At 46.0% G+C, this 20,277-nt stretch carries 25 protein-coding genes; 8 read left to right on the top strand and 17 right to left on the bottom strand.

All coding sequences use genetic code 11. From position 1 onward, the window contains the following. Positions 1-34 precede the first annotated feature (34 nt). Positions 35-1,255, top strand: a complete 1,221-nt coding sequence (locus ADU24_RS07785) for a nucleotidyltransferase (RefSeq protein ID WP_053366093.1) — start codon at positions 35-37, stop codon at positions 1,253-1,255. A gap of 13 nt (positions 1,256-1,268) precedes the next feature. Here ADU24_RS07785 and ADU24_RS07780 read toward each other — a convergent pair whose 3' ends face one another. After that, the gene (locus tag ADU24_RS07780; protein ID WP_053366092.1) at positions 1,269-2,297 is read right to left on the bottom strand and encodes a SepM family pheromone-processing serine protease; all 1,029 of its coding nucleotides are present in this window, start codon (positions 2,295-2,297) and stop codon (positions 1,269-1,271) included. A gap of 2 nt (positions 2,298-2,299) precedes the next feature. Further along, positions 2,300-3,082 (bottom strand): patatin-like phospholipase family protein, encoded by a 783-nt coding sequence (locus ADU24_RS07775; RefSeq protein WP_053366091.1) that lies wholly within the window; start codon positions 3,080-3,082, stop codon positions 2,300-2,302. 310 nt (positions 3,083-3,392) lie between these two features. On the opposite strand from ADU24_RS07775, the gene ylbJ reads away from it, so the two are divergent. Next, positions 3,393-4,613 carry a sporulation integral membrane protein YlbJ gene (gene ylbJ / locus ADU24_RS07770; RefSeq protein WP_053366090.1) on the top strand — a complete coding sequence of 407 codons (1,221 nt, stop codon included), beginning with the start codon at positions 3,393-3,395 and terminating at the stop codon, positions 4,611-4,613. 235 nt (positions 4,614-4,848) lie between these two features. Here ylbJ and coaD read toward each other — a convergent pair whose 3' ends face one another. Both coaD and rsmD read right to left on the bottom strand, forming a co-directional pair. Then, positions 4,849-5,331 carry a pantetheine-phosphate adenylyltransferase gene (gene coaD, locus ADU24_RS07765; protein ID WP_053366089.1) on the bottom strand — a complete coding sequence of 161 codons (483 nt, stop codon included), beginning with the start codon at positions 5,329-5,331 and terminating at the stop codon, positions 4,849-4,851. Next, positions 5,324-5,905 carry a 16S rRNA (guanine(966)-N(2))-methyltransferase RsmD gene (rsmD, locus tag ADU24_RS07760; RefSeq protein ID WP_053366088.1) on the bottom strand — a complete coding sequence of 194 codons (582 nt, stop codon included), beginning with the start codon at positions 5,903-5,905 and terminating at the stop codon, positions 5,324-5,326. Before rsmD ends, coaD begins: the two co-directional genes overlap by 8 nt. A gap of 365 nt (positions 5,906-6,270) precedes the next feature. Here rsmD and ADU24_RS07755 point away from each other — a divergent pair, with 365 nt between their 5' ends. Next, the gene (locus ADU24_RS07755; RefSeq protein ID WP_053366087.1) at positions 6,271-6,660 is read left to right on the top strand and encodes a DUF7147 family protein; all 390 of its coding nucleotides are present in this window, start codon (positions 6,271-6,273) and stop codon (positions 6,658-6,660) included. 122 nt (positions 6,661-6,782) lie between these two features. Here ADU24_RS07755 and ADU24_RS07750 read toward each other — a convergent pair whose 3' ends face one another. Next, entirely contained in the window at positions 6,783-7,058 is a 276-nt protein-coding gene (locus ADU24_RS07750; protein WP_053366086.1) for a YlbG family protein, read from the bottom strand. Between the two features lie 140 nt (positions 7,059-7,198). Between ADU24_RS07750 and ADU24_RS07745 the strand changes: the two genes are divergently transcribed. Then, positions 7,199-7,531 carry a hypothetical protein gene (locus ADU24_RS07745; protein WP_053366085.1) on the top strand — a complete coding sequence of 111 codons (333 nt, stop codon included), beginning with the start codon at positions 7,199-7,201 and terminating at the stop codon, positions 7,529-7,531. A 200-nt stretch (positions 7,532-7,731) separates the two neighbouring features. On the opposite strand, the gene ADU24_RS07740 is transcribed toward ADU24_RS07745, so the two are convergent. From ADU24_RS07740 to ADU24_RS07730, 3 genes are all read right to left on the bottom strand, one after another. After that, positions 7,732-8,172 (bottom strand): YlbF family regulator, encoded by a 441-nt coding sequence (locus ADU24_RS07740; RefSeq protein WP_053366084.1) that lies wholly within the window; start codon positions 8,170-8,172, stop codon positions 7,732-7,734. A gap of 100 nt (positions 8,173-8,272) precedes the next feature. Continuing rightward, entirely contained in the window at positions 8,273-8,521 is a 249-nt protein-coding gene (locus tag ADU24_RS07735) for a YlbE-like family protein (RefSeq protein ID WP_053366083.1), read from the bottom strand. A 14-nt stretch (positions 8,522-8,535) separates the two neighbouring features. Beyond that, a complete protein-coding gene (locus ADU24_RS07730; protein ID WP_053366082.1) occupies positions 8,536-8,946 on the bottom strand; it encodes a YlbD family protein in 411 nt (136 codons plus the stop codon). Positions 8,947-9,078: 132 nt separating this feature from the next. Here ADU24_RS07730 and ADU24_RS07725 point away from each other — a divergent pair, with 132 nt between their 5' ends. Next, positions 9,079-9,579: a PaaI family thioesterase gene (locus ADU24_RS07725; protein ID WP_231689588.1), complete on the top strand. Its 501-nt coding sequence runs from the start codon at positions 9,079-9,081 to the stop codon at positions 9,577-9,579. A gap of 7 nt (positions 9,580-9,586) precedes the next feature. After that, entirely contained in the window at positions 9,587-9,949 is a 363-nt protein-coding gene (locus ADU24_RS07720) for a hypothetical protein (protein ID WP_053366081.1), read from the top strand. A gap of 32 nt (positions 9,950-9,981) precedes the next feature. Here the strand turns inward: ADU24_RS07720 and ADU24_RS07715 are convergent, their stop codons facing one another. Both ADU24_RS07715 and ADU24_RS07710 read right to left on the bottom strand, forming a co-directional pair. Next, complete coding sequence (locus tag ADU24_RS07715; protein ID WP_442853754.1) at positions 9,982-11,073, bottom strand: CAP domain-containing protein; 1,092 nt, start codon at positions 11,071-11,073, stop codon at positions 9,982-9,984. Positions 11,074-11,230: 157 nt separating this feature from the next. Next, positions 11,231-11,665, bottom strand: coding sequence for a CBS domain-containing protein (locus ADU24_RS07710; RefSeq protein WP_053366079.1), 435 nt, complete (start codon positions 11,663-11,665; stop codon positions 11,231-11,233). A 251-nt stretch (positions 11,666-11,916) separates the two neighbouring features. Here ADU24_RS07710 and ADU24_RS07700 point away from each other — a divergent pair, with 251 nt between their 5' ends. Beyond that, a complete protein-coding gene (locus tag ADU24_RS07700; protein ID WP_053366077.1) occupies positions 11,917-12,276 on the top strand; it encodes a YugN family protein in 360 nt (119 codons plus the stop codon). Between the two features lie 149 nt (positions 12,277-12,425). Further along, positions 12,426-13,484, top strand: a complete 1,059-nt coding sequence (gene ytvI, locus ADU24_RS07695; RefSeq protein ID WP_053366076.1) for a sporulation integral membrane protein YtvI — start codon at positions 12,426-12,428, stop codon at positions 13,482-13,484. 35 nt (positions 13,485-13,519) lie between these two features. Here the strand turns inward: ytvI and ADU24_RS07690 are convergent, their stop codons facing one another. The 7 genes from ADU24_RS07690 to cyoE form a co-directional block, all read right to left on the bottom strand. Next, entirely contained in the window at positions 13,520-13,987 is a 468-nt protein-coding gene (locus ADU24_RS07690; protein ID WP_053366075.1) for a DUF420 domain-containing protein, read from the bottom strand. 119 nt (positions 13,988-14,106) lie between these two features. Beyond that, a complete protein-coding gene (gene ctaG, locus ADU24_RS07685; RefSeq protein ID WP_053366074.1) occupies positions 14,107-15,000 on the bottom strand; it encodes a cytochrome c oxidase assembly factor CtaG in 894 nt (297 codons plus the stop codon). 195 nt (positions 15,001-15,195) lie between these two features. Further along, positions 15,196-15,531, bottom strand: a complete 336-nt coding sequence (gene ctaF / locus ADU24_RS07680; RefSeq protein WP_053366073.1) for a cytochrome c oxidase subunit IVB — start codon at positions 15,529-15,531, stop codon at positions 15,196-15,198. Between the two features lie 4 nt (positions 15,532-15,535). After that, a complete protein-coding gene (locus ADU24_RS07675) occupies positions 15,536-16,165 on the bottom strand; it encodes a cytochrome (ubi)quinol oxidase subunit III (protein WP_053366072.1) in 630 nt (209 codons plus the stop codon). After that, positions 16,165-18,036, bottom strand: coding sequence for a cytochrome c oxidase subunit I (ctaD, locus tag ADU24_RS07670; RefSeq protein ID WP_053366071.1), 1,872 nt, complete (start codon positions 18,034-18,036; stop codon positions 16,165-16,167). The genes ADU24_RS07675 and ctaD overlap by 1 nt, the downstream gene beginning before the upstream one ends. 30 nt (positions 18,037-18,066) lie before the next feature. Next, on the bottom strand, positions 18,067-19,140 hold the full coding sequence (gene coxB, locus ADU24_RS07665) for a cytochrome c oxidase subunit II (protein WP_053366070.1): 1,074 nt from the start codon (positions 19,138-19,140) through the stop codon (positions 18,067-18,069). An 87-nt stretch (positions 19,141-19,227) separates the two neighbouring features. After that, positions 19,228-20,160 carry a heme o synthase gene (gene cyoE / locus ADU24_RS07660; protein ID WP_053366069.1) on the bottom strand — a complete coding sequence of 311 codons (933 nt, stop codon included), beginning with the start codon at positions 20,158-20,160 and terminating at the stop codon, positions 19,228-19,230. Positions 20,161-20,277 lie beyond the last annotated feature (117 nt).

Here is a 20,277-nt window from a genome sequence, read left to right as displayed (position 1 = left end):
AGGTAAAAGGTATCTGAAACAGGAGGTCTATCAGTTGAAAGCCGTCGGAGTAGTTGTAGAATATAATCCGTTCCATAATGGCCATCTGTACCATCTTCAATCCGCAAAAGAAGTATCGGGAGCGGATATCGCCATTGCCGTAATGAGCGGCAGTTTCCTCCAAAGAGGGGAACCCGCCCTTGTTTCCAAATGGGCGAGGGCGAAAATGGCACTTTTAAATGGCGTTGACATTGTTTTTGAATTGCCTTATAAATTCAGTACCCAAAAGGCGGAAATATTCGCCCATGGAGCCGTTTCAATTCTTGATGCAGCCGGTTGCTCGTTTCTTTGCTTTGGAAGCGAGTCTGGGGAAGCTGGCGCGTTTGAAAAGACAGTCGGCTTTATCGAAGGGAAAAGAGAAGCCTATGATATCCTGATAAAAAAGTACAGTAAAACAGGGGTGAGCTACCCAAAGGCGGCTTCTCTGGCATTGGCGGAGCTAAATCCGCCTGCAGAAACAATTCCATTATCCCAGCCAAACAATATCCTTGGCTACCATTATGTAAGATCGATTTCCTTTCTTGGCAGCAGGATGAAACCCATAACAGTAAAAAGGAAAAACGCGAACTACCACGATGAGGATTTTTCATCCGCCACCATCGCGAGTGCGACGAGCCTTAGGAAGGCACTATTCTCTATGGAAACAAGCCTTGAAGGAATCAAACAGTACATTCCGATTCCGACCATGGCAGTCCTTCGGGAGTACAAGGGAAATTTCGGCAGATTCCATCATTGGGAATCGTATTGGCCATTTTTGAAGTATCGACTTCTCCAAAGCAGCCCCAACGAAATCAGAACGGTTTACGAGGCGGAAGAAGGACTCGAGAACCGTCTTGTGGACGCGGCCCGCCGATCGGTAAGTTTTCAGGAGTTCATGGAATATGCGAAAACAAAGCGGTACACATGGGCAAGGATCCAGCGCCTTTGCACGCACTTGCTTGTTAACGCCAAGAAAGAAGAGATGGCAGAAGATATCAATGGAGCCGGCTACCTTCGCCTTCTCGGCATGACGGAAGATGGAAGGCGATATCTGAACAAGCATAAAGGGTCATTCGGAATTCCTCTTGTATCGAAGCTCTCTTCGTTTTCGAGCCCAGAAATCAACCTCGATATTAGGGCATCCGCCATCTATTCACTCGGCCTTTCCGGAGCAAGCGGGCAAAAACTGCTTGAAATGGAATACAGCCAGCCGCCTTTGTTTATTAAAAAGGGATGAAGCAAAAACCGCTTCATCCCTTACCTTTTTTCGGCTTCAGTTTTTCAAGATAGGCTACAGCTTCATCAAATGTATCGACCGGAACAATCACCATTTCCGTATCAATCTCTTTTGCCGTTTTTACAGCGGCCCGATAATTCGAATCTTTCGCCCCTTTTTCATTTGGCGCAAAAAAATACTCGGCCCCGGCCTTATCGGCAGCGACAATTTTTTGTTCTATCCCGCCGATCGGGCCGACAATCCCATCACTTAACGTGCCGGTACCGGCAATTTTGTATCCTTTCGTCAAATCATCCTCCGTCAGCTGATTGTATATTTCAAGAGCAAACATCAAGCCGGCTGATGGCCCCCCAATTTCATCCGTATTCACTTTCACTTTAGGGCTGACAATGATTTCCTTGTCGTCAACAGGTTCAATCCCGATACCAGCCTTTTCGGGAATCTCTTTGAATGGTTTTAGCGCCAGCTCCACCTTCTGCCGTTTGCCTTTCCTGATATATTCCAGCTCGACATCGTCTCCGGCCTTTTTGGCGGCAAGCCGGGATAAAAGTTCGTCCATCGATTTCAGGTTTTTTCCATCAACACTCATCAGCCTGTCCCCTGTTTCAAGCTTCCCTTCGGCGGGCATACCCGGGACAATGTTCATTATATAAACACCCTTGTATCTGTATTCCACCGGAATGCCGGCTTTTTTGTAAGCCGCCTCAATCGCATATGTTTTTGAGCTTTCCATTAAATGCAGCTGTTTCATGTTGTAGTCATGTTCACTTTCCCCTTTGCGGAGAATATCATCAATTGGATAAATTTCCTGGTATTTGCTGAATTTCGCCAGAAGGTAGGTGTAAATATTCGCCTTCCCCATCCTGACCGTCGTAAGCATGAAGCTTCCTTTTTCCTGATGGCCGCCTTCCACCGTTATAATGGGTTCTAGCTCCTTTGCCAATCCGGGCTTTGAAATATAATAGGGCAAAGTATAGAACATGCTTGCCACTATCAAGAGTGCCGCGAGTATATACGGGATTTTCAGGTGTTTTTTATGCATTTCTATTGCTGCTCCTTCCAGCGCCTAATGGCAGCATTGATTGGCTCTATATGTTTCAATGCCTCTTCTTCCCCTATTTTAATAATCTCTTCTATATTGGTAAAGGCACGCGAACTGAATCTTCCAACCTCCGGGCGAATCATCACATCTGATTCGATTTCCCGGTTTTTCAGAAGTTCGGCCTGCATGATGTCAATGCTCTGCATAATGACATCATATATGGATTCGATCCGCGCATTACGCTGAAAGCCTGAAACATCCACGGCTATCACAATATCCGCGCCCATTTCCTTCACGACCGAGACTGGGATCCGGTCTGCAACACCGCCATCAACGAGCAGCCTCCCGCCGATTTTTTCAGGGATCAGGATACCCGGTATGGAAATACTTGCCCTGACCGCCTCTGCCGCCGGGCCTTTTTTAAAAACAACCTTTTCCCCACTCATTAAATCGGTTGCAACAATGGCTACTGGCAAATCCAATTCTTCAATATTTTTATTATGTGTAAAAATCCTAATAAACTCTTTTACCCGTTTCCCGGCGATAAACCCCATCTTGGGAACGGAAAAATCGAGGAAGTATTTTCTCTTGAAGGAAATTGATAATTTATAAAAGCGTTCCAAGTCGATCCCGGTTCCGTAAAGGCATGCAACAAGCGCACCCATGCTGCTGCCGGCGATCATGTCTATCGGGATGCCCTGGTCACGAAAAACCTTGAGGACGCCCAAATGCGCAAATCCCCGGGCTCCCCCCGAGCCTAACGCCAGACCTACTTTTGGAGCCATAACATCTGACCTCCCCTGAAACTGAACATTCCTTGCTTTGGCCAAGGCTTCAATACCGGGTGCAAGTTATTCCCGGAATTGCTGGCAGGGCTTGAAAATCTCCTTCAATCTTATGGTCTAAAACATCATTCTATGAGTATATTGTGTTACAGGGACAAGGGTTATACGACATCGCACCGCCCTTCCCTAAACGAATTGCCACGTATTTTTTCAACCCAATGCAAAGCTCATTTAAGCGCACCAAACCATTTTATCAAACCTATTTCCGCTTAACCATACATTCTACTTCGATTCCTGAAGGAGGCCAGTCATGTTCCGTTCAAAAGTAAAAACAATCTTCCTGGCAGCTTCGGTAACCGTCATGGCGGCCTCGCTTATTTCTTATCCCCAGGAGTCCTTTTCCGCTTCCATCCGCGGACTGAATATGTGGTGGGAAATTGTCTTTCCTTCCCTGCTACCCTTTTTTATCATCTCCGAAATGCTGATTGGATTTGGAGTTGTCAAATTCATAGGAGTCCTCCTTGAACCGTTCATGAGGCCGCTATTTAAAGTACCGGGAGTAGGAGGATTTGTATGGGCGATGGGCATGGCTTCCGGTTATCCGGCCGGCGCGAAGCTTACCGCGCGGCTGAGGCAGGAAGGCAACCTGACGCGGGTAGAGGCGGAAAGGCTTGTGTCTTTCACAAACTCATCTAACCCCCTCTTTATCTTCGGGGCTGTTTCCGTTGGGTTTTTCCATAACCCCCACCTCGGCATAATCCTGGCGGTTTCCCATTATCTCGGAAACATTGCCGTAGGCCTGTTTATGCGCTTTTACGGGAAAGACGATCGGGTAACGAGAAGCAGCCGCCACCGGAAATTTAAAATCAGGGAGGCGCTTGCGGCGCTTCACAGGACCCGGATTAAGGACAATCGCCCCATCGGCAAGCTTCTTGGCGACGCGGTCACTTCTTCAATCCAGACTTTGCTTATGATTGGCGGCTTCATTATCTTGTTTTCTGTAATAAACAAGCTGTTGTTCCATCTCCATATAACCGCCTTCCTGGCAAAAGGCGTTGATTTCCTGCTCTCCTCGCTGGCTTTTCCCGAAATGCTGAGCATTCCCTTTATTTCGGGGCTATTCGAAATAACACTCGGCAGCCAGCTTACAAGCCAGGTCCAGGAGGCGACGTTGCGGCAGCAGGCAATGGTCACAAGCTTTATCCTTGCGTTTAGCGGCTTCAGTGTCCAGGCTCAGGTTGCAAGCATCCTCGCTCAAACGGATATCCGGTTCAAGCCTTTTTTTATCGCAAGAATCTTGCACGGCTGTTTTGCGGGTGTTTTCTCTTTTTTGTTATGGGAGCCCTTTTACTCAAGAATTGCTGGTTCAACGGCCCCACTCGATGCAATACCGGTGATGCTGCAAGATCAGTCTCGAATTTTATCAAGTTCCTATATTCAACTTGCCGAGGCAGGACCGTTGATCACCATATTCTCACTTGCCATCTACATAGCCATTTTATTCAGGAGGATAAAACAGGGAAGCCCATAAACTACTTCAGCAACACACCTCGGAAAAAAATGAGCAAGCGCCTTCACGCCAAGCAATGACAGCTTCTCCCTGCGATGGTCATTCTTATCAGCTTTGTGGCCAGGTTATGCTCCCGTAGCTTTCCTGGTGGTAGCTGGTTTGTATTAAATTATTATGGGTTATCCACATGGATCATTTCTAAAGTCTGCTTAACAATAAACAAAAGCCGGGCGTCAGGATGCCCGGCTTTCCTATTTCATCGGTTAAATTTTTTGTGCAGGGCTGACTCGACGGCCGAGGGAACGAGCTCGGAAATTTTCCCGCCATATTTCGCGACTTCCTTTACAATGCTTGAGCTCAGGAAGGAATATTGATTGTTGGTCATAATGAAAAAGGTTTCTATGTTCTCATTCAATACCCTGTTCATTGAAGTGATTTGCATTTCATATTCGAAATCGGAAACCGCGCGAAGCCCCCTGATGATGGCTCCGGCGTTAACGCTTTTCGCATAGTCGACGAGAAGCCCCTGGAACGAGTCGACTTTTACATTCTTTAAATCTTTAGTGACCTCGCCAAGCAATGATATTCTTTCCTCCACGGAAAACAACGGGTTCTTTGAAGAATTATTAAGGACGACAACATATACTTCATCAAAAACTTTCGCACCCCTCCGGATGATGTCGAGATGCCCATATGTAACCGGGTCAAAACTGCCCGGGCAAACAGCAATGTTAGCCATTTTCATTACCCTCCTGGATTGGATATGGATAAGCATAAATAGTAATTGCGATAATCCCGTATACTTCGCTTCTTATCATTTCAAAGCCGCCGGCATTGTCCGGCATTTGTACATCCTTGCTATGTTCACACACAATTTTCCCAGTTCTTGATAGCCTTCCGTCCGAGTAAATCCTCTCCAGGAGGGAAACAAGCTGTTGTTTTTTATAGGGAGGGTCAAGAAATATGTAGTCGAAATTCAGATCCCGCTTCTTCAATGCCTTCAAAGCCCTTTCCGCATCATTCCGGTATACCTCGGTGCGGCTCTCGAAGGAACAGGCATCAATATTTTCCTTAATCGTCATAATCGCTTTTGGGTCACGGTCAACAAAGATGACCGTATCAAGGCCCCTGCTTAATGCTTCTATTCCTAGGCCACCGCTGCCCGCGAACAAGTCAAGGCCAGCGCCTCCCTCAAAATAAGGGCCGATCATGTTGAAAATTGCTTCCTTTACTTTATCGGTCGTTGGCCTGGTGCTTACGCCGGGGACGGCTTTCAGCGGGCGGCCCTTGCAGCTTCCCGAAACGACTCTCATCAATTATCACCGCTAATCTGATCATACTTTTTTCATAATCCTAACACAATTGGCCCAGCCAGCCAAATCCTATTTCACTGGTTCATTTCCTTTTCAAAAAAAATTCCGCATTTGTGTGTATATCCTTGCCAGCAGTGGAAATAATGGTAGTAACAACATCGATTCGAGGATGTTGTTGCCAACCGCGGAGAAGACTTACGTTTCCCCATAAGTTCTTCCTCCGGTTTCTCCTCTCCCTTTGCCTTCTGTCCCCGGTGGGATATAGAAGGACCCCGCAGGATTCCTGCGGGGTTTTTTTTCTTTTTCCGGACATTCGAATATGGTAATGTAAGTAGGCAGAATAATAGAAAAAGGGGCGTATATCAATGATTCAGCGTTTCATTGAACTAGGCAGGGGGTACGGGGATTTATACGAATTGATTGAGATTGCGGAATCCAGCTCGCATCGAATCACTCATTTCCTCGCCCTGCATACGGAAATCGACAATAAAAAAGTTACATCACTCGCTATCATACTCAATTCCGCCGGTGAAGGAAAATTCCAGCCTATTTACATATGCAGGGAAGGTGTGCCGGATCCGCGTACCTTGCCATCCAAAAGGTACTCACTCTTTCAAGATGCCGCTATCCGGCTCGGAAAGGATATTTACGAATTGGAAGTAAAGCCTTCTACTCTTTTCGCTGAGCCGGAATTGTACTACCAGCAGCTGATTGGTATACTCCGCCTTAACCATTTCCTGCCTCCGCTTTCATAGGCAGCATTTGAAGTTCAGCCATCATGGCCAGAAAAAACAAAAGTGAGGGAGCCTCTCCCTCACTTTGATTCCACTTATAACAGGGCTGGCCATCAGCAAAAGCCGGCTGAAGAAAACTCATTCTAAATCCCCATTTTATAGTCGTATTCTTTCGCCTTGTCAGGTGACGAATTTTCATATTCCACTTTTATAAAAGGTTTATAGGATGGCTCCACCTTTTTAACAAAGGAGTATGACTGCAGTTTCTCCATAACTGTTTCTATTTCACTTTGGTTGCAGTAGATGACAGCATATTTAAGCTTTTTGGAAATATAGTGGACATTCCCAAACCTTCGCAGCATTTTGGCCTGTTTCAATGTATAAAGCCAAACTACCAAACCTTGCCTTTGACCAAACATAAATTTTTCCCCTTCATGATCGGTGTTTCTTATAAGTCTAGCACATCGAAACAGGATAAATCAATCAGGCTGGCGTCAAGAATTTGAATACTTCCGAATAAAATAGCAGGAATCCGGAACTTTTGAGAGGGGCTCTGAAAATGGACCTTACTTCAATTTGGGATCTCTTTATTGAAAAAGCAGCTGAATTGCAGGGGGTGGCGGCAATAGAAATGAAGAAAATTGCCGGCATTCCGTTTCTGTTCGTCTATCCAGATGGGAACGGCACTCTTGAAGAAATTGAAAAGGGAATACGGGTTTGTTCAGCGGAAGTAATGAAAGGAAAAAGGCTTAGCAGTGAAACTGTTTTTGTGAGAACCGAGGACAGCTATCACGTCTTTCGCCACAGGTTTCTTGTTCCGCAGCGAAAAATGTTTTGCTGCGGGAACGTGTGTATCGACTGTGTGAGATTTGAAACTGACCGGTTTTTTTAGCAAAGTGATGGGGGATCAGCATGAAAGAAGGCCCTTTTGTACTTAGCAGTTGATCTCCATCGGGAACATGGATACTTACAAACATAAGGCGGCTATTACTTGTATTGGAATATATCCAGGGTTTCCTAGTTTTTCACAAAATAAAAGACCGGCAAAAGCCGGCCGATATATTTCGCCACTATTTCACAAAAACACTATGCCTAACATCCGCAGCTTCCGCCTGATCCGCAGCCGCCTCCACAACTGGAGCCGGTATCGAAGAAGGGATTCCCGGTCGGGACTTTGATATGCCGTGATACGGAACCACCGACCAGGACACTGATTTCATCCAGCAGTGATTGCAGGTCGTTCTCAGCGCGCTTGAATTCCGCGACACGATCATCAAGATCCATATCTCGTTTGGCTTCCCTTATCTGCATCATTACGGACTTGTAATCAGGATGGTATTTACCAAAACGCTGTACCTCTTCATACTGGTCTTTCAATTTGACGAAGCGGGAAATCTTTTTTTGTGACTCCCGGCTTGTACGCAATTTATATAAACAAAGCCGATAATGCTCGGCAACATCGGATTCGCTAACCATTTTGCCTAACTGCTCGGCATATTCGAGCAATTCAACTCTTTCAGTAGTCGCAAGCAAATTTGTCCACCTCCACTGCCATTTTACCACGTAGACAGGGTAAAGGTGAAATCTTTCTGAATTAAGCCATTTATTTTCCCAATTAGAACAAGGAGATTACCTAACCTCCCTGGTTTGAATTCTTCATACTCTGCAGCATTTGGAACATCATTGAAGCCATTTGGACACCATTTGAAAACTTTGCCACCCTATGGGGAATCGTCTTTTCAAAATAATATAAAGACGCTGTTTCGAATGCCTCAAGGTCATTTGGATTTCTGGACAGCTTTCGGTACCAAACCGGCTGCTCCCGCAGGAATTGTTGCAAATCCTTCCGGGCCACAATGTACTCCATCACTTCCATCCTCATCGATTTCCCTCCCATCAATCCTTGCGGTAAGGAAATGGCTGCGGAGGAACCGTTTCCCGCTGAGGAGCCTGAGGTGGCGGCGGGCTGCTTTGAAACTGGCCAATTAAGCCCTGAATCGCCCCGAGCGCTTGGCTAAGGTTGTAAAGGTGCCCTTGAAGCTGGGCTGCATCCATCTTTTTGGCCATATTCAATAGATTGCCGATCAGGTCGGATTTGCCGCCGCTTTCTTTTTCCTTAGCCGGAACCGCTTTTCCAGTTTCGGATGGCCCGTTCCAGCGCGGATCATCTTCCCCAAGCAGGTACCAGTCCTCATACAGCTGCTGCCATGTCGCCTTTCCTTCCCGTACTTCCTTTACAATATGAGGATTGTTTGTAACAAATTCCTTAAACCTGCCCACAGAAGGATGCAGCTTTTCTCCTGCCATTGTTGCATCCCCTCCTTTCCCCATGCCTATATTACGATATGTAGGCGATAACAAAAGGTGAAAGGCTAATTCTAAAAACTATAAAAATACTATCCTTAATGGTACTATTTAGGGGGAAAAGGGGAGAGCGATTTGAAAAACGAATTGGAACAGCTTCTTAAAGAATACATGGACAAGGCGACCGAAACCGACCTCAGGGCAATGGCCCATGTCCTCAAGGGAATGAAAAACAAGATTGAAGGAAAGTCCACAACCTATATTGGCGGGATTCTCCATTACGAAAAGAACCCGGATGAGTCGGTATGGGAACTAACAGTACCTATCAATCCCGCGCTGTACAATTCGTTAGGAATTGTACACGGAGGAATCACTGCCACATTGGCCGATTCAGCCATGGGCACCCTTGCCAATACGCTTGTTCCAGAGGGCTACGGCGCTGTTACATCCCAATTGAATATCCATTACCTTGCCCCCGGGATTGGTGATACGCTCCGGTGTCGCGCTGAAATCGCCCATCAGGGACGAAACACGATGGTTGTCAGCGCGGAAGTATTTCGGAAAGATGGCAAAAAAGCCGCCCAGGCAACTGGAAGCTTCTTTATTGTCGAGAAGAAGGTAAGCAGCGGAGAGTGATTCAAAGATGGTTACAGCCATCCTCATTCCAATTATTTGTTTGTATTTCCTCTGGATCACTTTGAGAGAGGCGAAAGAGAACGAGAGGAAATGGCTTCAAAGCGGAACGACCAAAGAAGAAGCCATCGTTACTGGAGAGGTACAATCGGTTTTCAAGGAAAAGCAGCGCTTCTATTACCACAGGTATATTTTTGTCCAGGAGCTGACAATCAGGACTGAAGCAGGGACGGCCAAGGCCAAAATTATCACTCCATTAATGAAGGGCGCGGCCCCCACCAACTATTATACAGGCCAGGTTGTCCGGGTTTACGGAAGTTGGGATAAAAACTGGTTTTACGCGAACAGGGTTGAAATTGTAAAGAATCACTAAAAGGAGAGTGGCGCATCGCCACCCTCCTTTCATCATTCAAGCCACTTTTGGATAAAGTTCTGGGTATAATACTTCCGGTAAACCCCGACCCCCAAATGCGTAAAATCCTGATTGAGGAGGGACTCCCGGTGGCCCTTGCTGTTCAGCCACCCTTCGACCACGGCTGGTGCGTCAATATAATTGGCAGCAATATTTTCACCTGCCGACTGATAAACCACCCTCGCCTTCTTCAGGCGGTCGGATAAATTCCCGTACTTTTTTGATTCATGGGAAAATGTATTCGTTTCGTACATATCAAGGCTATGTCCATAAGCTGCCTCTGCGGTTTTTTCATCCCATTTTACCGTTTCAAGCCCGTGGCGCACCCTAAGTACATTCGTCAAATCAAAAATCTGCTTTTCAGCCGCCTTTTCTACTTCCTGCCACTCCTCATCCCCCAGTTCCCTGGGTTCGATCAGGCTCCCCCTGTACGCCACTTCATAAGGCCGCATTTTAATCAGGGTTTCAGCATCTAGGAAGCGCACGCTGGACAGGCTGCCGGTAAATTTATCGATATAAAGCTGGGCATAGATATCCCCGAGTTGGATAAGGGGCATCGTATTAACATCCGTATCGGTTAAATCGAGGCGATAGGCATTTCCCCCATACTCAATCGTTATATTTGTATGGATGGCAAAGGAGGTGAAAATCTCCTCAAGCGGTTTCCCGATTGCAAACGGTTCAACATTTGTATCCCGCCCAATTGCATAAATGGTGACTGCCTTATTATCAAGGATTCCGACCTGCAAATACTTATCCAGATACAGGTTATAAATATACCAGTCGTAATCATAGCTGGACTTGTCGATTCTTTGCGGCTTACCAAGTGCTTTTTCCACTTCGCCCACAGTTTTTCCGATTAACGTAGACAAACCTTTCACTGGCCGGTCGGGGATTTCGTATCCAGTTGTACCCCTTTGATCAGCCTGGGCTGGTTGCTCAGGCGCCGGCACAGGCTCTTCCCTGATGAGTGAATCTTTATAATCTGAATTATTTTGGCTGACATAAAACCCGATTGTCAGAAAGACAGTCGATAGTATAAGGATGCGTAATAGTGCCTTCAGGACCGTCCCCCCTTCCCCGATTGTCTACAATACTATATGTATAGGCAAAACCAATTATATCATCAGTGGCGGCAAAGGTAATAGCCACCTTTGAAATTATAACAAATTCTTAACAAAGTTAGCGTTCTTCTTTGAATTTCTATTGAAATGAAAAAAGGCGCTCTACGCGCCTTTTTTCCTAGTGCTGGACTCCGTTATAATTCGATTCGGATATTTCCGACAGTGCGCCTTTGGCCTGGTCATCAGTTAATTCCCTCACCGCGAAATCGCCAAGCGAAACAATCCCAATTAATTTGTCCCCATCAACCACCGGCAGGCGCCGGATTTGATGCCTGGCCATTATCCTCGCTGCTTCCTCCGTGGTGGCGTCCCGTGAAATGGTATGGAGATTTTCAGTCATAATATCCTCCACCCTTGTTGAACCGGGATGCTTTTCCGCCGTACCCCTTACAACAATGTCCCTGTCGGTGATAATTCCAACAAGCTTCCCGTCATCCACAACAGGGATCGCCCCAACGTTCAAATCTTTCATTTTCACAGCAACTTCAAACATATTATCGAGTAGTGAACAAGTTTCCACATTTTCCGTCATGATATCGGCGACTTTTTCCATCACTGTTTCCTCCCGTCAAAAAATGGTTGTTTGGTTCAATGCATACAATTTTATCTTTTCCCAAGGCCCATTCATTATTCCCTGACATACTCCACGGGGCGGGCCCGCATGGTTTTACGAACAAGCTCTATAAAGGCTTGTTCTTCCATGTGAATTCATTGCATATTGCCGGCATTTCAACTATTATAAAAATTGAGCTTAATTGCCGGATTATCTAGTTGCAGGCATGTTGTTAAAGGGGGATATCGAAAATGAAGTTTGAAAATACGGGAATTGAACAACTAAGGGCAGATTTGGAAAGGCTTGATGAGGTAATGCTAAGCCAGGGCCTCGTCCGGGAAGGCCAGTGGGATTATGAACGCGTTACATATGATAAAAAATTTGAATTAAAGGATGGAACTTACTATTTAAGGCTTCGCGGCTACGCGGTTGAGGGCGATATTGATTCGAGAAAGGCAATTATCCAGCTTCTTCCTCCACTATTGGGCAAGCACTACTACCCGCATGGAGTTGAATATGGGGAAGGTGAACAGTTCCCTGCCTCCCTTGTGAACCAGTGCAAAAATTTGCTTGATCGGCTAAAAGGAGAAATTGAAGCATTTGCTGAATAATAAACAATTTTTTTAGGTAAAAGAGCGCATCGGTGAATGCGCTCTTTTATTGCACATTTTTTAAAAAAACCGATATTGTTCGGATCCCATTTTTAACGTTATAATGAAATTTAACGAGTATTTACTTTTCATAAGGAAGGTATAATCCATTGACCGCTTTTTTTACAAAAAAGAGAATTGCATGGCTATGCAGCATTGCCATTACGGCAATAGCCTTCTATTTTATCCTTCCGGTTTCCATCCCGCTCATTATGGCACTGATTACAGCCATTCTCCTTGAGCCAGGTGTCCGGTTGGCCATTGGGAAGTTTGGAATAAAACGGAATACGTCAGTGCTTGTTATATTTACGCTCTTTGTCCTAATCGTTGCTTCCGCAGGTTATTACGTTGCGACAAAGGCGATTACGGAAGCTATTATCGCAGTAAACCGTATGCCCGATTTCGTCAATACTCTTTCAGCCCATTGGTCTGACGCAAAGGATGCAATCGCCCGTACAGCGAACGATTTGCCGGATGCCGTCGTCATTCAGATTACAGGACAGCTCGATAATTTTATCGTGACCATTAAAAATACCCTTTTGGAATATGTAAATATCGGAAATATGAAGGCATTGCTGACGAATGTCCCAAACATCCTGATATCCTTCCTTGTTTATTTGGTCGCATTATTCCTATTTATGATGGACATTCCAAGACTAAGGAACGGCCTCCAAAAACATTTGTCCGAGCGGACCGCGGAAAAAGTGAATATTATGTTTTCAAGGCTTTCCTATATTATGCTCGGTTTTTTGAAGGCCCAGTTGCTTGTTAGTGTGCTCATATTTGCGTTTTCCTTACTTGGGCTCTATTTAATTATCCCGGAAGCGGCTGTTTTTGCGGCCTTCATCATCTGGATATTCGATTTCATTCCAATAATCGGTTCTATTATCGTTTTGGGTCCATGGGCACTGTTAGCCGCGTTAATAGGCAATGGATTGCTTGCCATTGAATTATCGGCGCTCGCAGCCGTTTTGATTACGACAAGGCATTACCTTGAACCAAAAATGCTCGGCTCACATTTCCGCCTTTCCCCATTGCTGACTTTGGCCGCGATGTATCTTGGATTTAAAATCATCGGCCTCACAGGCATTGTCCTCGGACCCATACTCGTCGTGGCGATAAGTTCTGCCCGGGAGGCTGGTATTGTAAAATTCAATTACAAATTTTAAGCAAAAAACAGGCAGCCCTTAAGCTGCCTGTTTTGTCATGAACCTAAAATTGCTTTGATAACCGATGTTGTTTCCCCGCCTGTGTAAATTACATAGAGAAGCAGGTACACTGTTACACCGGTAATGGCGGTCGCAAACCAGACGATGCTAGTCACCGGGCCAAGTTTCCGGTGGATGCCAAGCTTGTCTTTTAATCCGGTGTATATGTTAATGAGTCCCATGATACCGCCTATTGTAGACAAGGTAATATGGAATACAAGGAAAATCGTATAGATAATTTTGAGATTGTCGGGTCCGCCAAAAGATGTGTTCCCAATAAATATTGTTCTAGTAGCGTAAATAATGAAAAACGTTAAGGCTGCCGCCCCCGCGAACAGCATTGTCCGCTTATGGGCCTCCACCTTCCTCATGGAAATCTGGTACCAGCCTATCGCTACAAGGATGGCGCTTATTACAATAAAAGATGTACTAATGGTTGGCAAAATCGGCAGGGTGTGATCCATGTCTTAATCCTCACAATCATATATTCTACTATAATTTTAGACGAGTTGAACTTATTTTTCAAATCGATTATAAGTGATTTCTTTCCCATCCAAATGGAAAAGCCCCCGTACAGGGGACTTTATTCAGCAGGAATCGGCTCGGGCTCGGGATCAATCCCTGATTGCTCTTTCCTGTACCATTCAAAAAATACTTTTCCAAGGAAAACAGCATAAACAACTTCCTGAATAATCTTCATTATTACGCCGCCAAGCCTCTGGTCCTCGACAAGAGTCATGGAACTGAACATTTCAGGCCCGGACAAGTCAAGGCCGGCAAGCAAGGTAGGCGAGACACAAAGCTCCATTGACTTTGCCCATAGGGCCGGATTGGAAAAAGTAGCGTATAATGGGCTGTTTGTAAAAATAATCAGCGCGCAGGCAGGGGTAAGCAAGATTCCGTCTGCAAAGATGTAGGCAATTTTTTTCAGGCCGGATAATGTTTGATACTCCGGCAATTCAGCCACGATTGGCCACCACATGATAATTGCAAGGAAGAACAACGTACCTGTATATCCTGCATGCAAAAGCAAGGATTGCTTTACGGCATCAAATACAAACGGGACATGGTATAGCGAAAACATCCCGTTGAATACAATCAATGCAATCATGGGCTTCGTTAAAAACGAAAAGATTTTGTTGAAACCCGGAGACCCCAAGACAGTCCTCCATATCCATGGAGGTATTCCCATAATCAAAAGCGGCGGGACAATCAGGAACAAACATGCCATTTGAATCATGTGCGCCCAGAACATGATATGCCCCATCAAATCCAAGGGTGAACCTTTAATCGCGTAAATCAAAACCATGGCTGTGGTGAAATAGGCGGCCTGCCTTGCAGTTAATGGTTCACTGCCAGCGAAACGCCCCCTGAATTTTACGGCCACAAGAAAGTATGCCATCGTCAAAACGGCAATTGATATAAAAAAGTACGGGCTCCAAAGCGCTTTAAAACCAAATATGTCCAGACTAAGCACCGTATCATCACCTCTGTAAAATTTCGTTCCACTCCAATTATAGCCAGTGGAAGACCGGATGGCAAAGGAAGCTATCCCCTCGCCCCAAAAAAATCCATAAAAAGAAAATCGGCATAAAGCCGATTTTCTTTTTATTATAGATTTGATTCATGAAGATTTCCTAATTTCGGCGCTAAACGGGCGCTTCCGCTTTTCTTACCACCAAACAATTGTCATTAGGGCAAGGATTGTTATAAGGCCGACCAACAGGCCTGTAAACAGAAATAACGTAGGAGCTTCATGTCCTTTGTGGCTCATATGCATGAAATAATACAGCTGGAAAACTACCTGTACAGCAGCCAGCAGCAAAATCACGGGAACAGTAAACCAGCTTGAGAAGCTTCCCATCCCTACCGCAGCGAAAGAAATGAATGTCAAAAAGAGCATCAGCGAGAAGGAGATGATCTGGTAACGCATCTCCTCCTTGCTTTTCCGCTTCCTATAGGCAAGGTCGATTCTTGGGTTCCCTGAGTTCAAATTTTGATTCGCCATCAGTTTATCCCACCATTCCCATTAAATAAACTACTGTAAAGATGAATACCCAAACAACGTCGATAAAATGCCAGTATAGGCTCGCCAGGTAAAACTTAGGCGCGTTGTAAAGGTTAAGGCCGCGTTTTGCGTTACGGACCATCAAAGCGGTTATCCATACGAGGCCGAAGATAACGTGCGCACCGTGGAATCCGACAAGCGTATAAAACGCCGATCCAAAAGCGGAGCTTGTAAACTTATGGCCGTATTGATGGACATAATGGTTGAATTCGTAAATCTCTAGGCAGAGGAAGCCGAGGCCAAGAGCGACAGTAACGCCAAGCCAGAGCATCATCTTCCTGTGGGCAAAGTTTTTCATATGGTGTATTGCATACACGCTTGTCAACGAGCTTGTCAACAGGAGCATTGTCGCAACAAACGTCAGCGGCAGGTCGAAAATATCCTTCGCTAAATGATGGGTATCGTCAGGCACCCTGTCCTTCAAAGCAAGATATGTCGCAAACAGGGAGGCGAACAATACTGTTTCCCCGCCAAGGAATAGCCAAAAACCAAGAAACTTGTTTTTGCCTTCAAGCGTTGCTTTTTCAGGGAGGGCTGGCCACGTTTCAAACGTCAATTTTTCTTCAGTTTGCATTATGCCTCAACCCCCTTATCATCTTTATCAATCAGATCTTCTTTATGGATGTGGAATCCATGGTCGTCCTTGACGGAACGGAAGATCATTGCCCCAAAGGAAATGAGAAGCCCGATGATAATAACCGGGACAGCCCACGCATGCCCGTCAGGGTTATACATGGCGCCAAATGCGGCGACAAAGAAACCGAACGAAATGACAACCGGAACAAAGGAAGAATTCGGCATATGGATGTCGCCAAGCGGTTCGGCAGGCATCATGCCTTTTTTACCTTCCATTTTTTCCAGCCATAAAGCATCCAGCCCGCGGACAAGCGGAAGCTGCTTAAAGTTATAGAAAGGAGCTGGAGAAGAAATTGACCATTCAAGAGTCCTTCCGTCCTCCCAAGGATCATTTCCAACACGCTCATTCTTAATTTGAGTTACCACAATGTTGTACAGCAGTACTATTACCCCTGCTGCCATAAAGAATGCACCTACTGAACTTACCATGTTCCCTGTATCAAGGCCCTGGTTAGGCAGGAACGTGAAAATACGGCGCGGCATTCCCATCAGGCCAAGGAAGTGCTGGATGAAGAATGTCAGATGGAAACCGATAAAGAATAGCCAGAATGTAATCTTGCCCATAAATTCGTTAAGCATTGTGCCAAACATCTTCGGCCACCATAAATGCGTCCCGGCAATAAGGCCGAACACAACGCCGCCGACAATTACATAGTGGAAGTGCGCAACCACGAAATAAGTATCATGGTATTGATAGTCCTGTGGTGCGGACGCGAGCATGATGCCGGTTACGCCACCCATAACAAAAGAAGGAATGAATGCGACGGCCCAATACATCGGCGTCGTAAACTTGATGCTTCCTCCCCACATCGTAAATAGCCAGTTAAAAATCTTAATTCCTGTCGGTACCGCAATCGCCATCGTTGCAACGGCAAAAATTGCGTTCGCCACTGGACCCAGGCCGGTTGTGAACATATGGTGGGCCCAAACCATGAACCCTAGAAATCCGATCAATACGGTTGCGAAAACCATTGACGAATAACCGAACAGGCGTTTTCTTGAGAAGATACTGAAAATTTCAGAGAAAATACCGAATGCCGGAAGAATCAGGATGTATACTTCCGGGTGCCCGAAAATCCAGAATAGATGTTCATAAATAACAGTGTTTCCGCCATTAGCCACGTTGAAGAAGTTTGCGCCGAACATACGGTCGAACATCAATAACGTAAGGCCCACAGTAAGCGGCGGGAATGCAAACAGAATAAGTGCGGAGGCTACAAACGTAGTCCAAGTAAACAACGGCAGCCTCATATATGTCATCCCTGGCGCACGCATGTTAATGATGGTTACAAGGAAGTTAATCCCTGCCATCAGCGTACCAAATCCGGAAATCTGCAAACCAAGGATATAGAAGTCGACACCGTGTCCCGGGCTGTGTATCGCCAGCGACGCATAGGAAGTCCAGCCGGCATCCGGTGCGTTTCCGAAAAACCAGGAAAGGTTCAGGAAAAGCCCTCCAAAGAAAAACAGCCAGAAGCCAAGCGCGTTCACAAATGGGAACGCAACGTCTCGCGCACCAATTTGCAGCGGCACAACGGCGTTCATAAATGCGAATAGCAGCGGCATGGCTGCAAGGAAAATCATCGTCGTTCCATGCATTGTAAGTATTTCGTTAAAAGTTCCCGCAGAAACGAAATCATTATCGGGACGCATTAGCTGGATGCGGATGAACATCGCTTCCAGTCCGCCAACGATAAAGAAAAATCCGCCTGCGATTAAGTATAGGATTGCAATTTTTTTATGGTCGACAGTCGTTAAATAGTCCCATAAAACTGCACCGAATCCCCTTTTTTGAGCGTAGGTACTCACAGTTTTACCTCCCTTTCAACAAATCCCCCGTTAATCCCGGACTTTAAGCCCCATCAAATAAGCCGCAAGCTGGTCAAGCTGCTCGTCGCTAAGCTTCCCGTAAGCACCGGTCATAAGGTTGCCTGGCTTGTATTTATCAGGGTCTTTAATCCAATTCTTCAAGTTCTCTTCATTATGCTCCAAAATGCCTGCTACACGTGTACGGTCACCAAAGTCTGTCAAATTCGGGCCGCGCCTTGCAGCTTCAGGAGTCGTATTGGCAGGTGTTACCGCATGGCATGCAATGCAGCTCTTATTGAAGATTTCCTGTCCGGCCTGGGCATCAGCGGATTGCGGCTTAACAGGTTCTTTAACATCCTGCATTGAAGCCACCCATTTATTGAATTCATCGCGTGGCACTGCCCTTACCTTGAAATCCATCAGGGCATGCGATGGCCCGCAAAGCTCGGCGCATTTCCCGTAGAAAAGGTCGCCTGCCTCTTCTGCTTTCTTGCCGTCGAATACGAGCCACATCTTATTCACTGTATCTGTATTCGTGTCCATCTTTCCACCAGCGGCAGGAATCCAGAAAGAGTGTTTTACGTCGGAGCCCTTTAGATTGAAATATACTTTTTCATCGGTTGGGACTACCAGTTCCTGGCTTGTTACAATTTTTTGATCCGGGTATTCAAACTCCCACCAATACAGGCTGGCACGCACGTTGACGACAAGCGCATCCCTTGTGCCATCCTTGTTTTTCTTCTCCATCGGCTTAACATCCGCGAGATGGAAAGTATCGGCAACAGTTGGTACAGCCAGGATCAAAAGCAAAATAATAGGAATAACTGTCCAAATGATTTCTAGTGCGTGGTTTCCTTCAACCTGTTTTGGAATTTCTCCGTCATGCTTTCTGCGAAATTTCAACAAAACAATGATGAAGATGACCGTTACCACAAGGATAACCACAACCATAATCCAGGTGCTTAGCTTCATTAGCCATAATTGCCTTTCAGCAACCTCCCCAGCGGGCCGAAGCGCTGATAAATAAGGTTCTCCGCATCCGGAGAGGATGAGCGCCAAGGCCGTGAATAACGGGAACAGGCGCCATTTTGCAAGCCTTTTCATAGCTTAATCTAACCCCTCTTTCAATTAAAGTCTTAATGTGTGGGCGGATCCGCCTTCCTGCCGGGCAGGAAGCCCCTATGGGGAAAACTAGATGACTGAGAAAATGACCATCGCCACAAACATAATCGTCATGTACTGAAGCGAATACACAAACATCAATTTCGCCCATTTAATATCATCTTTAATCCTATATCCATAAATCCCCAACGCCAGCCACCCTATATTGAGCAAGGTAGCCAGGATCAGGAATGGGATCCCGAGTGAACCAAGGAAAAATGGAATTGGGAGCAGAACGGCAACCCAAATCACTATATGATGCTTTGTAACCTGAAAACCTCTTACAACCGGGAGCATTGGAATGCCCGCCGCCCGGTACTCTTCAACACGCCTCATTGCAAGTGCGTAGAAATGGGGCGGCTGCCAAGCAAACATTAAAGCGAACAATGCCCATGCCATTGGGTCTAGTCCCGGATCAACCGCAGCCCAACCGATAAGGGGCGGGACGGCGCCGGAAATGCTTCCAACAATTGTATTGGATACGTAGAGCCGTTTGGACCACATCGTATAAAGGACCACATAGCTGAAAACGCCAATGATGCCAATCACTGCCGCTGTAATGGTAGTAAGTAATAGAAACAAGGTCCCGATAAGGACAAGCGCAATTCCAAGCCATAACGCTACCGCAGGCTGCACCTTGCCGTTTACCGTTGGACGGCTCTTTGTCCGTTCCATGTACGGGTCGATGTCCCTGTCATAAAAATTATTTATGCTGCAGGAACCGGCGATAATAAGCGCGGAACCGGCTAACGTGAAAAATACGATATCCAGGTTGTCAAGGAATCGCATCCCCGAAAAATGAAGGGCAAGCCAAATTCCTGTAAACGCTGTGATTAAATTTGAATTGACAATACCAATTTTTATAAGAGCCAAAAAATCTTTCCAGGCCGTCGTCTTTTCCAGGCCAATCGTTCCAAGTCCATCATTTACCGATGCTTCGCTATATGCCTTCGGATTGGACATCTTAATTCCTCCCTGTCCTCCCTTTGGCAGGCAATTGCTTTACATGGCAATCCCGCCCTAGGGGTAGTCGGTGATGCTTCTCTATCATTCTATTTGCAATCCTAATTTTCACTATTA

Source organism: Bacillus sp. FJAT-27245 (assembly GCF_001273955.1).
Classification (GTDB): domain Bacteria; phylum Bacillota; class Bacilli; order Bacillales; family Cytobacillaceae; genus Bacillus_D.
The sequence above is the reverse complement of the archived record's forward strand: the minus strand, read 5'-3'. Positions and strand labels throughout refer to the sequence as shown.

Coding starts and splice junctions, on each gene's coding strand:
- ADU24_RS07780 (WP_053366092.1), bottom strand. CDS start 2,297: ATGCATAAAAAACACCTGAAAATCCCGTATATACTCGCGGCACTCTTG.
- ADU24_RS07775 (WP_053366091.1), bottom strand. CDS start 3,082: ATGGCTCCAAAAGTAGGTCTGGCGTTAGGCTCGGGGGGAGCCCGGGGA.
- ylbJ (WP_053366090.1), top strand. CDS start 3,393: ATGTTCCGTTCAAAAGTAAAAACAATCTTCCTGGCAGCTTCGGTAACC.
- coaD (WP_053366089.1), bottom strand. CDS start 5,331: ATGGCTAACATTGCTGTTTGCCCGGGCAGTTTTGACCCGGTTACATAT.
- rsmD (WP_053366088.1), bottom strand. CDS start 5,905: ATGAGAGTCGTTTCGGGAAGCTGCAAGGGCCGCCCGCTGAAAGCCGTC.
- ADU24_RS07755 (WP_053366087.1), top strand. CDS start 6,271: ATGATTCAGCGTTTCATTGAACTAGGCAGGGGGTACGGGGATTTATAC.
- ADU24_RS07750 (WP_053366086.1), bottom strand. CDS start 7,058: ATGTTTGGTCAAAGGCAAGGTTTGGTAGTTTGGCTTTATACATTGAAA.
- ADU24_RS07745 (WP_053366085.1), top strand. CDS start 7,199: ATGGACCTTACTTCAATTTGGGATCTCTTTATTGAAAAAGCAGCTGAA.
- ADU24_RS07735 (WP_053366083.1), bottom strand. CDS start 8,521: ATGAGGATGGAAGTGATGGAGTACATTGTGGCCCGGAAGGATTTGCAA.
- ADU24_RS07730 (WP_053366082.1), bottom strand. CDS start 8,946: ATGGCAGGAGAAAAGCTGCATCCTTCTGTGGGCAGGTTTAAGGAATTT.
- ADU24_RS07720 (WP_053366081.1), top strand. CDS start 9,587: ATGGTTACAGCCATCCTCATTCCAATTATTTGTTTGTATTTCCTCTGG.
- ADU24_RS07710 (WP_053366079.1), bottom strand. CDS start 11,665: ATGGAAAAAGTCGCCGATATCATGACGGAAAATGTGGAAACTTGTTCA.
- ADU24_RS07700 (WP_053366077.1), top strand. CDS start 11,917: ATGAAGTTTGAAAATACGGGAATTGAACAACTAAGGGCAGATTTGGAA.
- ADU24_RS07690 (WP_053366075.1), bottom strand. CDS start 13,987: ATGGATCACACCCTGCCGATTTTGCCAACCATTAGTACATCTTTTATT.
- ctaF (WP_053366073.1), bottom strand. CDS start 15,531: ATGGCGAATCAAAATTTGAACTCAGGGAACCCAAGAATCGACCTTGCC.
- ADU24_RS07675 (WP_053366072.1), bottom strand. CDS start 16,165: ATGCAAACTGAAGAAAAATTGACGTTTGAAACGTGGCCAGCCCTCCCT.
- coxB (WP_053366070.1), bottom strand. CDS start 19,140: ATGAAAAGGCTTGCAAAATGGCGCCTGTTCCCGTTATTCACGGCCTTG.
- cyoE (WP_053366069.1), bottom strand. CDS start 20,160: ATGTCCAATCCGAAGGCATATAGCGAAGCATCGGTAAATGATGGACTT.